Consider the following 10,912-nt stretch of genomic DNA (forward strand, 5'->3'; position numbering starts at 1 on the left):
CACATGCCAACCAATCCATCAATGCAGCCGAAACACTAAACAGTATTCAAAAAGATGCGTATTCCAACACCTTACCGGCACACACCAACCAACAAACCACCATAGGTTCGCCGGCCAACAGACCAATCAACACACAACCATGCACACAAAAATAAAAAATAAGTACATTGGCACACTATTGAGTTCTCAAACAACATCCACACACCACGAGAAAATTAACCAAACGTTAACCTCTCGTTGGCGGCTCGTACCAACTTACCCAACAACCTGAACCAAGTCAAATCCTCGGACCAAGCCAGTACAAAAAGTCACTCACAAGTAACCAACCGGCTACCTCTCGGCGACTCGCTAAAATTTATACCACCCCACTACACAACGCAAACTCGCAGGCCAACGTTTGTTTTTAGTGATAGCACGCGATCTTTCCATCGGGCCCATCGATAACGCGCACCGGAGTGTTGAAGATGGGCGTCAGGATATCGTCGCGCATAATCTCCTCGGCCGGACCGAATTCGACGATCTGCCCGCCCTTGCAAGCACAGATATAGTCCGCGTAGCGCGCGGCAAAGTTGATGTCATGCAGAACCACGATGACCGTGCGCCCCAATTCCTGGGCAGCCTCGCGCAGATGGCGCATCATGTCCACCGAGTGCGAAATGTCCAGGTTATTCAGAGGCTCATCTAGCAACACGTAATCGGTTTCTTGGCACAGCACCATGGCTACGTACGCGCGCTGGCGCTGACCACCAGACAGCTGGTCAAGGTAGCGGTGCTGCAATTCTTCCAAATGCAGGAAGTGGATGTATTTGGAAATGACCTCTTCATCGTGTTTATTAAGTCGACCCTTGGTATAGGGAAAGCGGCCAAAGCCCACGAGCTGGCGCACAGTTAGTTTCGTGACGAAGTGATTTTCCTGCCGCAAGATAGACACAATCTTCGCCAGGTCGGCGGACTTGCTGGATTGAATGTCATAGCCGGCGATTTCGATGCTGCCTTCATCCATGTCGAGCAGGCGCCCGATCATGGTGAGCATCGTCGACTTACCCGCACCATTCGGCCCCACCAGCGCGGTGATGCCTCCTTGCGGGATGGTCAGGTTGAGCGGACCAATAGCGGTCTCGGCGGAATAGGTTTTAGAAACGTTCTTTAATTCGATCACAGTCGGCCCTTTCGCATAATGACAAACAGGAACACGGAGCCACCTACCAGCTCAATGATGATGGACACCACACCTTGGGCGGAAAATACGTGCTGCATGAGGAAGTAGGCCGCAATGAGCACGAAGAATGCTAAGCCCACCGCCATCGGAAAGATATAGCGGTGATCGTAGGTATCGGCGAATTGATAAGCCAGCGTAGCCACCAAAAAGCCCAGGAAGGTCATGGGACCTACCAGCGCGGTGGTCGTCGCCATCAACAACGAGACCAACACCAGCGTGTAAATTGCGTGCGCTTTATGGTTCACGCCCAAGTTTGTGCTGACATCGGCGCCCAAGGAAATCACGTTGAGCTTGCGCGCATTGAGCACCAACAGCGTGGTAGCGATGGCCACGATGGGAATGGCGATGGGATAGTACTCAGTCTCGGCGTTATTGACGGAGCCAAAAAGGCGCGCGGTCAGCACGTCGAACTCGCTGGGGGTTAGCATGCGCTGCATAAAGGTAGACAGCGAGCCTAGGCCACCACCGATGACCACGCCGACCAGCAGCATGGCGTGCATATTCTGTTTTCTGTTGGTTAGCAGCCACGAATAAAGCACCAGGGAAAGGCCCACCATGACGCCCATTTGCATGAGGAAGGTGGGCAAGGTGCGGGCATCGTTAAGCCCACTAGCACCCAGGAAGAAAATGGTCGCGGTATTGATGGCAACGTACAGCGACTCAAAGCCCATGATGGACGGGGTCAAAATGCGGTTATTGGTCACGGTATGGAAAGAAACCGTCGCCATGGCTTGGCACACAGCGACGATCGCCATGGCGATGAGGGCATCGGCGCGGCGCTGGGCGATGAGCCAAAACTTGTGCGTACCAAACTCCATCGGATTGCCATAGGCCAGGTAGGCAAAGGCCAAAGCCGCAGCTAGGCCCCATACGCAGACCAGCGTGATCCAATATTTCTTTGGCGGGGCGGACATCTTAGTTCGCACGGGTCGACCTCACAATCATGATGATGAAGACGATGGCGCCGATGACGCCAAGGATGACCGAAACCGGCATCTCGAATGGGGCGATGATGACGCGACCCACCAGGTCACACACCGTGACGATGCCAATGCCCAACAGGCAGACCCAAGGCACGTTGGAACGCAGGTCATCGCCGCGCACCATGGAGACAATATTCGGCACGATTAGGCCCAGGAAGGGCAGCGAACCCACGACGACGGTCACCACGCCCGTAGCAATGGCGATGAGGCCAGTTCCCAGCAACAACATGCGGTTATAGTTCAGCCCGACGTTGGTGGCCACGTCCTCGCCCAAGCCAACCACGGTGAGGCGGTCGGCGTAAATGTACACCGCCACCAGCACCAAAAGCACGATCCACAAAACCTCGTATTGGCCCTTGTACACCGCGGTAAACGAGCCCATGAACCAGATTCCCAATTGCTGGAGCATATCGGTCATCAGGGCGAAAAACGTCGAGATTGCAGAGACCACGGCACCCAGCATGATGCCGATGATCGGCACAATGAGCGAGGAGCGCAGGGTCACCCGACGCAGGAAGAGGAAGAATACGACGGTGCCCAGGAAGGAAAAGACCACCGCACCAATCATCTTGACCAGAATCGAGGACGTGGGCGCGACGGCCATGACGGTGAGCAGGCCCAACCCGGCCCACTCCGTGGTTCCGGTGGTCGAGGGTTCGACGAAGCGATTCTGGGTGAGCAGCTGCATGACCAGGCCGCTTACAGCCATGGCCGCGCCGGCCAGTACCAAGGCGATGGTGCGCGGCAAGCGGGTAATGCCGAACATGGCGGCGCCATCGTCGGCACCAAAAACGTCGTACTGCCCAGTCAGCAAGGAGGCAACGAGCAACGCGGCGACGATGAGCACGCCGAGGCCGAGCTTCCAATCCCAGACCTTTGTGCGGGTGGTGGTTTCCATAACTATCCTTTACGCACCTGAAAACCGGAGGGCACAAATCCCTCCGGTTTCCGATTTTTAGTGGTGGCTAGTTCTTTTCAAACGCGTCTGCCATCGCGTTGAGCGTCTCCGTGAAGGTAATGATGTTTTCATTGGTGTAGGTATCCTGCGGAGCGGAAACGATCTTGCCTTCCTTAACGGCAGTCACGTTCTTAAGGGCCGCGGAATCCTCTACAAGCTTCTTACCTGGGGTGTAGCCTGCTTCATCCTTGGCAACGGCACCATCGCGGTCCATGATGAGGATGTAGTCAGGGTTGGAATCAGCAATTGCCTCGACGGAGATGTCATCGCCTTCGTGGTCATCGCTGGCGTTTTCCACCTCGAGGGAAGGCTTCATGCCCAGCAGGTCAAAGAATGGTCCAAAGAAACGGCCCTTACCTGGGGCGATGTAGTTGATATCGCCACCGGAGGTGTTAACGGCCATGACGGTCTTTTCAGGGTCGTAGGCGTCCTTAGCGCGGTCCAGCGCCTTGTTGAAGTCATCCACGAGCTTCTTTGACTCGTCTTCGTGGTCAAAGATCTTGCCCAGGGCTTCGGTCTGGCGAATGAGTTCTTCCGCCATGTCCTTATCGTCGCGCGGGGAGAAGTCCAGGACCGGGGTATCTTCCATCAAAGCCTCGATATCGGCCTGGTGCTGGGTGAAGCGCTGACCGTTGATGACGATATCCGGCTCTGCAGCAACCAGCGCCTCCAGGTCGGGTTCGCGGTGCATGCCCAGGTTGGCCTCAATCGTGTCCTCATTGATCTTGTCCGAGAGGGTATCCGGGACGATGCCAAGCGGGGCAGCGACGATATTGACGTCCCAATCCGCGAGGATTTCGAAGGCGCGGTTATCCGTTACCGCGACGCGCTCGAACGGTACGTCCAGCTCGTGGGTGCCGTTATTATCTTCGATCTGCAGTGCGCTTTCCGATGTCCCCTTATTCGAACCCTGGTCCTCTTCTTCCGCAGTGCTACATGCGGTAAGCGCCAAGGAGGCGACAGCCACGACAGACAAAAGAGCGCGATGAATTTTCTTCATTGTGCTTTCCTTATAGACGAGAAACAAATGCCCCATAAACTTATCTTAAGTCACCCTAACCAATCAAGGGTGAGGGTAACCTTTCCTAAAATACATCGTCCAGCCCATAGAAACGCGCTGCATTGGCGAAGAAAACGTCATCAGCATGTACCCCCGCCGCCTCCCCGATGAGCCGGAAATCGTCCACCGAAAACACCCGGCTCGCCCGCTGCGAGGGCAAATCGGTACCCGCCATGAGCGCGGTTGGATCAACGTCGACAATGCGGCGCACCACCTCCCTCGGATCGAGGTCCACTCGCCCGAATCCGGTGGCCTTGACCTTTACCCCGGCATCGACAAGCTCTAAGAGACCATCTACCCCCTGCGCGCTCAGGCCGAGGTGGTCGATACTCACGGCAGGCAACTTCTTCAGCACTGGGGCCATATCGCCCACCGTAGCCGCATCCACATAGAGCTCCACGTGCCAGCCGGCCAGGTCATAAATCCGCCACGCCAGCTCCTCAAGGTCCTCCCGCGCTGCGCTGCCACCGCGCCGGAAGTTGAAGCGCACCGCCCGCACGCCTAGGCCATCAAGGCGGCGGATTTCAGCATCGGGGACATCGGCAGGCAGCTGTGTCACGCCTACGAAGTTATCCAACTCCCCCAGAGCTTCTGCCAGATACCCCTGGTCAAAGCCCTGAAAGGAACCGGAAACTACCGCGCCAGCGGTGATATCAAAACCCTCACTCCGCAGCTTTTCGCGCCATACGTCATAGGCCGGAACCAAAAACTCCGGCGGCGTATAACTCTGATTCTCCTGAATGGGGTGGGAAAAATCGATGATGTGGAGGTGGGAATCGAATACTCGCTGCATGTCCACCACCCTAGCCGCGCGCGGGCAACCTTATGAGAAAAGCCCCAGCTAGAACTGAATCTAGCTGGGGCTCTCGGTGGAGCTGCCGGGACTTGAACCCGGGTCCTTCGTCACCTTGCCAGGGCTTCTCCGTGCGCAGTTCGCACATGATCTCTGCTCGGCCCTCCGGTTCGGGCGAACTCGTACCGGATGATGGGCCCAGTCACCAGTAAGAGTCCCATCTGGCCCTGATGACACAGCCAGACGGCAAGTTCCTTAGTCGATGCCAGGTTCTAGGTCAGGAACGAAACCTAGGCTGACAGACACGCGTCGCTGTAATTAGGCAGCGAGGGCGTAGTCACGCTGAGAGTTCTTCTCTGCGTTTATTTGTTTGCTACGACGCTTAAACGGTGGTCGGTAGCCTTCACCGGCACGCTTCCCCTGGCGCAGTGTACGAAGTCGAAACCAAATCAACCCCATAGCACTGTAGGGACGGGATAGTGCATCATTCCCTACGGTTATTCCAACACTACCGCAGACGCTTTTATTTCTCCAAGTGCTCTTCCAGCCAGTCCTTTAAGACCACCGCGTGGTTAATCTCGCGGTCGGCAGCACCAAAGAGCAGGGTGAGGTCCCCCTCCTTTGCCAAGGAGAGCAGCTGGGTGAGCTCTTCGGATTCCCGCTCATCGAGCTCGGCGCGGTAGCGGCGCGAAAACTCTTGGAAAGAATCCGCGTCATGGCTCCACCACTTGCGCAGCTCGGGGCTAGGCGCCACGTCCTTGAACCATTCGTCATAGTCCAGGTCCGCCTTGGCGATGCCCCGCGGCCACAGGCGGTCTACTAGGACGCCGGTTCCGGAAATGGAGTCCTCGCCCTTGACTGCGTCGTGAACCTTTACCGTCTTAAGCATTAATCCCCTTCACGCGGCGGCCGAGCTCGCGGGTGATTTCGCGGTTCTGATCGCGCCGCTTGATGTCTTCGCGCTTGTCATAATCCTGCTTACCCTGCGCCAGCGCCAGCGACAACTTCGCGTACCCATTTTTGAGGTACACCTTGAGCGGCACCAGGGTTTTATTGCCATTGCGCACCTGCCCGTAGAGCTTGTCGATCTCCCGGCGGTGCAGCAAAAGCTTGCGGGTGCGCCGCGGACTGTGGTTGGTCCACGACCCCATCGAATACTCCGGAATGTGCAGGTTGCGCAGGTACACCTCGCCATTATCAATGGTGGCGAAGGCATCATTGAGCGAGATCTTGCCCTCCCGGAGGGATTTGATCTCCGTGCCGAGCAAGACGATGCCGCACTCGAATTCTTCGAGGATCTTATAGTCGTGCCGGGCCCGGCGGTTGGTCGCAAGCGTGGCGTCCCCGGAAGCCGCCTTCTTATTCTTCTTGCCCTTTTTAGCCATAATTGCCTCAGTGTACTGTTCGTTTACCGCACCCGGCAAACGGCTTAGCGGCGGACATAAGAACGTAGGGTAATCTGCGCGGTGGCAGCGGTAACCGCCAAGGCGAGCAGGCCTACCAGCGGCAGCGCTACCCACAGATCACTGGACTTCATCGGCGCCAGCAATTGCGATTCGTACAGGCCCTGCAGGGAAGGATCGATCACTTGGGATTTCGCGACGAGCAGCCCGGCGCCGCCCAAGATCACGCCGATGAGGGAAGCGAGCACGGCTTCTACCACGAACGGCGCCTGCGTCATCCAGCGCGAAGCGCCCACCATGCGCATGATTTCGGTCTCGCGGGTGCGGTGGAAAGCGGCGATTTGCACCATATTGGCCACCAGGAAGATGGCCGCAATGGACATCACGATGGCCACGATGAAGGTGGCGGTGCGGATGGAATCGAGGTTGCTTGCAGCCTCGCGCACCTCTTCTTGCTGGTCCACGACCTCTTCTACCGCCGGGTTATCCCGCACAGCATCGATGGCGGAGGCCTCTTCCGGGTCAACGAGGCGCACGTGCAACGCTGCCGGCAGCGCGTCCGGCGAGGTTTGTTCCACCATCACCGGGTCCGTGTCCTGGAAGAGCTCACGGAAGCGCTCGTAGGAGGCCTCTCGGTTGCGAAATTCCACTGATTCCACGGAACTATCGGATTCCAGCTGGTCCTTTAAATCCGCGCAGGCGGGAGTAGAGCAGTTTGGATCGGTGGCGGAAATATCCTCGTTGAGCTGCACCATGACCTCCACGCGGTCCAAGTAGATATCCTTCGTATCCTTGGTGAGGTTGGTGACCATGATGCCGGCAACCACGGCGCCGACAGAAATGGCCGTGGTAATGATCATCGCGATGGTCATCGTCAGGTTGCGGCCCAAGCCCTTGGTGGCCTCGCGGAAGATGAATCCTAGGTTCATGCTTGCTCCTCCTGCGCCGAATAGGCTGCGTTGTGCTCATCGCGAACGAGCGTGCCTTCGCGCAATTCCAGCACGCGTTTGTGCGCCTTATCCACGGCGCGGGAATTGTGCGTGGACATCACGACGGTGGTGCCACGCTTGTTGATGCGCAGCAGCAAGTCCATGATCCCGTCGGCGGTGGCTGGATCGAGGTTGCCCGTGGGTTCATCGGCAAGCAGCAGCTTCGGGCGATTGACCAGGGCGCGCGCGATGGCCACGCGCTGCTGCTCACCGCCGGAAAGCTCGTGCGGCATCGCATGGTGGCGGTTGTCCAGACCCACCATCTCCAGTACCTGCGGCACCGCGGTGGAGATGCGGTGCTTGCTCTTGCCGATGACCTCCAAGGCAAACGCCACATTCTGGTACACGTTCAGCTTGGGAAGCAGCCGAAAATCCTGGAATACGTAGCCGATGGATTGGCGCAGGGCGTTGATGTCCTTGCCGCTCAGCTCGTTGACGTGAAAATCGCCGAAGTAAATATCGCCCGAGGTCACATTGCTGTAGCGCACCATGAGCTCTAGAAAGGTAGACTTTCCGGACCCCGAAGGTCCGATGAGGAAGGCAAACTCACCGTCCGCAATCTCAAAAGACACCCCATCGAGCGCGGGGCGGGACTGGGCGGAATACACCTTAGTCACGTTATTGAAAGTAATCACTCCGCCACTGTAGCAACCAAAGTTGACAGCAACCTGTGAACGCTATTTAGTAGTGTAGTCTAGAACACAAAATCTGGTGCGCAATGATGCCCGACCCGATCGACAGGAAGTGCCGATACTATGGCCGAGACTAAAACCAAAGAAAAACCGGAGAAAGCAAGCGGCTTTTTAGGCACCGTAGAAAAGATCGGCAATAAATTGCCCGATCCTTTCTGGCTCTTCGTTATCCTCGCGATCATCGTCGCCATTACCTCCTGGATTGGCCACTTGATTGGCATGAGCGCCGAGGACCCTAAAACCGGCGATACCATCGAGGTTGAATCCCTCCTGACCACCGAAAATATCTCGCGCATGGTCACAGACGCGGTGGAAAACTTCACGAGCTTCCCGCCGTTGGGCGTCATCCTGGCAGTGATGCTGGGTGTGGCCGTGGCCGAGCAGTCCGGGCTTTTGTCCGCACTCGTGCGCGCCATGGTGACCAAGGTCAGCCCGAAGCTCCTTACCTTCATCGTCGCGCTAGCCGGCGTGACCGGTTCCGTGGCCTCCGATGCCATTTATGTCATCCTCATCCCACTAGGCGCAATGGCCTTTCACTCGGTGGGACGCTCCCCCATCGTGGGCGCCATGGTGGCCTTTGCAGCGTCCTCGGCAGGCTTCAACGCCTCGCTGATCCTCAACATCACTGACCTCCTGCTGGCCGGTATTTCCACGCCCGCCGCGCAGTTCGTGGATGAGGCTTATGAGGTCAGCCCGCTGGCCAATATCTTCTTCGTCATCCCATCCGCCATCGTATTGTCCCTTATCATCACCGCCGTCACGGAATGGTTCATGGTGAAAAAGGCCCGCGATCTGGTCAACCACGACAAGATCAATTACGAGGAAGTCTCCTTCTCCCAGGCCGCCGGCGCCGCTGATAACGAGGCGGACGAGGAAGAAAGCGACGTTGATTTCGAGGAAGAAGAAGACGAGCTGCGGGTAAAGCCGGAGGAGCAAAAGGGCTTGACCGCCTCTGGCATCGCGCTAGTCATCTTCCTCGCGGGATTCTTTGCCCTGCTCTTTATCCCAGGCTCCCCGCTGGCAAGCCAAGAAGATAGCTTCATGGAGTCGCCGCTCATTAGCGCGATTGCGGTTCCCATTGCCCTGGCATTCTTGGTGTGCGGCATCGTCTACGGCATCTACGCCGGCACGCTGAAGTCCGCCTCCGACGTGCCAGATTTCATGGCTAAAGGCATTAAGACCTTGGTTCCCATGCTGGTGCTCTTCTTCGCTGTGGCCCAGTTCTTGGCGTGGTTCCAGTGGTCCAACCTCGGTGTCTGGACCGCGATTAAGGGTTCTGAGCTGCTACAGGCATGGTCGCTGCCGCCCGTCTTGATGTTCGCCGCACTCGTGGCCATGGTGGCAGTCCTCAACCTGTTCATTACCTCAGGTTCTGCGCAGTGGGCACTGATGGCGCCGGTAATCATCCCGATGATGATGTACGTGGGCATCTCCCCCGAGGTTTCCCAGATGCTCTTCCGTATCGGTGACTCGCCGACAAATATCATCACACCGATGTCGCCGTACTTCGCCCTCGCACTGACCTTCCTGCAGCGCTACTACAAGCCGGCGGGCGTTGGCACGCTGATGTCACTGGCGCTGCCGTATTCCATCGCCATGATCGTTGGCTGGTTCATCTTCTTTATCGTGTGGTACCTGCTGGGTATCCCGCTCGGGCCGGGCGCCCCGATGCACTACCCGGCTTAAGCCTGCAGAGCGCGGTTGAGGTTAATCCTCCCCGCGCTCTTGTTGCATCCGCCACCGGATGCCGGCTTCCAAGAATCCATCGATGTCCCCATCGAGCACCTTGGAGGGATCGCCCATTTCAAAATTGGTGCGCAGGTCCTTGACCATTTGGTACGGGTGCAAAACATAAGAGCGCATCTGGTTGCCCCAAGAGGCATTGCCGCCGGCGCCAAGCGCATCGAGCTCCGCCCGCTCTTCCTGGCGCTTGCGCTCCAAGAGCTTGGCCTGCAAAACCCGCATGGCAGAGGCCTTATTTTGAATCTGTGATTTCTCGTTCTGGCAAGTGACCACGATGCCGGTGGGGATATGGGTCAGACGCACCGCGGAATCGGTGGTGTTAACTGACTGTCCACCGGGGCCAGAGGAACGGTACACATCCACGCGCACCTCGTTATCTGGCACATCAATGTGGTCCGTTTGCTCCACCACGGGAAGAACCTCGACCTCCGCAAAGGAGGTTTGGCGCCGGCCCTGGTTATCAAAGGGCGAAAGGCGCACCAGGCGGTGCGCGCCCTGTTCCACGGAGAGCTGGCCGTACATGTATTCCCCGTGCACCACAAAGGTGGCGGATTTAATGCCCGCTTCTTCGGCATAGGAAATATCGTAAATATCCACCTTGTGGTCATGCTTTCCCGCCCAGCGGGTGTACATGCGCATGAGCATCTCCGCCCAATCGGCCGCGTCTACCCCGCCGGCGCCGGAGCGGATATTGATCACGGCCTCGCGCGGGTCATATTCCCCGGAGAGCATGGTGGTTACCTCGAGGGATTCGATGGCGCTTTCTAGCTCAGCAAGGTCTTCATCGGCAACGGAGACGGTGCCTTCTTCCTCCGCGAGCTCGTACATCACCGGCATATCATCTAAGCGCCCGCGCAAAGACTCCAGTTTGCGGACCTTTGCTTGCGCGCTAGAAAGCTCAGAGGTGACCTTCTGTGCGTGCTCGGGGTCGTCCCACAACGAGGGATCCCCAGCTTGGGCTTCCAATTCCCGAATGCGCGCAGCCAAGGCTTCCGGATCCATGACCTTTTCAATGGTGGTCAGGGTGGTGTCCAATTGCTTGAGCCGTGTAATTACTTCGGGACGCATAGGG

11 protein-coding genes and 1 other RNA gene are annotated in these 10,912 nt (G+C 57.5%); 1 reads left to right on the top strand and 11 read right to left on the bottom strand.

Annotation, left to right across the window (positions count from 1 at the left end):
- Positions 1-403: 403 nt before the first annotated feature.
- The 10 genes from ABRP84_RS00005 to ftsE all read right to left on the bottom strand — a co-directional run bounded on the left by ABRP84_RS00005 (position 404) and on the right by ftsE (position 8,040).
- Positions 404-1,159: an iron ABC transporter ATP-binding protein gene (locus tag ABRP84_RS00005; protein ID WP_349851936.1), complete on the bottom strand. Its 756-nt coding sequence runs from the start codon at positions 1,157-1,159 to the stop codon at positions 404-406.
- A complete protein-coding gene (locus ABRP84_RS00010) occupies positions 1,156-2,133 on the bottom strand; it encodes an iron chelate uptake ABC transporter family permease subunit (RefSeq protein ID WP_349852323.1) in 978 nt (325 codons plus the stop codon). Before ABRP84_RS00010 ends, ABRP84_RS00005 begins: the two co-directional genes overlap by 4 nt.
- 1 nt (position 2,134) lies before the next feature.
- Positions 2,135-3,100 carry an ABC transporter permease gene (locus ABRP84_RS00015; protein ID WP_349851938.1) on the bottom strand — a complete coding sequence of 322 codons (966 nt, stop codon included), beginning with the start codon at positions 3,098-3,100 and terminating at the stop codon, positions 2,135-2,137.
- A gap of 67 nt (positions 3,101-3,167) precedes the next feature.
- The gene (locus ABRP84_RS00020; protein ID WP_502879757.1) at positions 3,168-4,160 is read right to left on the bottom strand and encodes a siderophore ABC transporter substrate-binding protein; all 993 of its coding nucleotides are present in this window, start codon (positions 4,158-4,160) and stop codon (positions 3,168-3,170) included.
- 85 nt (positions 4,161-4,245) lie between these two features.
- Positions 4,246-5,013 (bottom strand): amidohydrolase family protein, encoded by a 768-nt coding sequence (locus ABRP84_RS00025; protein ID WP_349851942.1) that lies wholly within the window; start codon positions 5,011-5,013, stop codon positions 4,246-4,248.
- A gap of 74 nt (positions 5,014-5,087) precedes the next feature.
- Positions 5,088-5,470: a transfer-messenger RNA gene (gene ssrA, locus ABRP84_RS00030) on the bottom strand.
- Positions 5,471-5,536: 66 nt separating this feature from the next.
- Positions 5,537-5,902 (bottom strand): DUF488 domain-containing protein, encoded by a 366-nt coding sequence (locus ABRP84_RS00035; RefSeq protein ID WP_349851944.1) that lies wholly within the window; start codon positions 5,900-5,902, stop codon positions 5,537-5,539.
- On the bottom strand, positions 5,895-6,398 hold the full coding sequence (gene smpB / locus ABRP84_RS00040; RefSeq protein ID WP_023016945.1) for an SsrA-binding protein SmpB: 504 nt from the start codon (positions 6,396-6,398) through the stop codon (positions 5,895-5,897). The genes ABRP84_RS00035 and smpB overlap by 8 nt, the downstream gene beginning before the upstream one ends.
- Positions 6,399-6,442: 44 nt before the next feature.
- Positions 6,443-7,345, bottom strand: coding sequence for a permease-like cell division protein FtsX (gene ftsX / locus ABRP84_RS00045; RefSeq protein ID WP_349851946.1), 903 nt, complete (start codon positions 7,343-7,345; stop codon positions 6,443-6,445).
- Positions 7,342-8,040, bottom strand: a complete 699-nt coding sequence (gene ftsE, locus ABRP84_RS00050; protein ID WP_349851948.1) for a cell division ATP-binding protein FtsE — start codon at positions 8,038-8,040, stop codon at positions 7,342-7,344. Before ftsE ends, ftsX begins: the two co-directional genes overlap by 4 nt.
- Before the next feature lie 120 nt (positions 8,041-8,160).
- Here ftsE and ABRP84_RS00055 point away from each other — a divergent pair, with 120 nt between their 5' ends.
- Positions 8,161-9,783: an AbgT family transporter gene (locus ABRP84_RS00055; protein ID WP_023025795.1), complete on the top strand. Its 1,623-nt coding sequence runs from the start codon at positions 8,161-8,163 to the stop codon at positions 9,781-9,783.
- A 21-nt stretch (positions 9,784-9,804) separates the two neighbouring features.
- On the opposite strand, the gene prfB is transcribed toward ABRP84_RS00055, so the two are convergent.
- Positions 9,805-10,908, bottom strand: a complete 1,104-nt coding sequence (gene prfB, locus ABRP84_RS00060) for a peptide chain release factor 2 (RefSeq protein ID WP_005277601.1) — start codon at positions 10,906-10,908, stop codon at positions 9,805-9,807.
- Between the last annotated feature and the right edge of the window lie 4 nt (positions 10,909-10,912).

Origin of the sequence: Corynebacterium sp. KPL2861, assembly GCF_040225475.1 — a bacterium.
Classification (GTDB): domain Bacteria; phylum Actinomycetota; class Actinomycetes; order Mycobacteriales; family Mycobacteriaceae; genus Corynebacterium.

Coding starts and splice junctions, on each gene's coding strand:
- ABRP84_RS00035 (WP_349851944.1), bottom strand. CDS start 5,902: ATGCTTAAGACGGTAAAGGTTCACGACGCAGTCAAGGGCGAGGACTCC.
- smpB (WP_023016945.1), bottom strand. CDS start 6,398: ATGGCTAAAAAGGGCAAGAAGAATAAGAAGGCGGCTTCCGGGGACGCC.
- ABRP84_RS00055 (WP_023025795.1), top strand. CDS start 8,161: ATGGCCGAGACTAAAACCAAAGAAAAACCGGAGAAAGCAAGCGGCTTT.
- ftsX (WP_349851946.1), bottom strand. CDS start 7,345: ATGAACCTAGGATTCATCTTCCGCGAGGCCACCAAGGGCTTGGGCCGC.
- ABRP84_RS00015 (WP_349851938.1), bottom strand. CDS start 3,100: ATGGAAACCACCACCCGCACAAAGGTCTGGGATTGGAAGCTCGGCCTC.
- prfB (WP_005277601.1), bottom strand. CDS start 10,908: ATGCGTCCCGAAGTAATTACACGGCTCAAGCAATTGGACACCACCCTG.
- ABRP84_RS00010 (WP_349852323.1), bottom strand. CDS start 2,133: ATGTCCGCCCCGCCAAAGAAATATTGGATCACGCTGGTCTGCGTATGG.
- ABRP84_RS00020 (WP_502879757.1), bottom strand. CDS start 4,160: ATGAAGAAAATTCATCGCGCTCTTTTGTCTGTCGTGGCTGTCGCCTCC.
- ABRP84_RS00025 (WP_349851942.1), bottom strand. CDS start 5,013: ATGCAGCGAGTATTCGATTCCCACCTCCACATCATCGATTTTTCCCAC.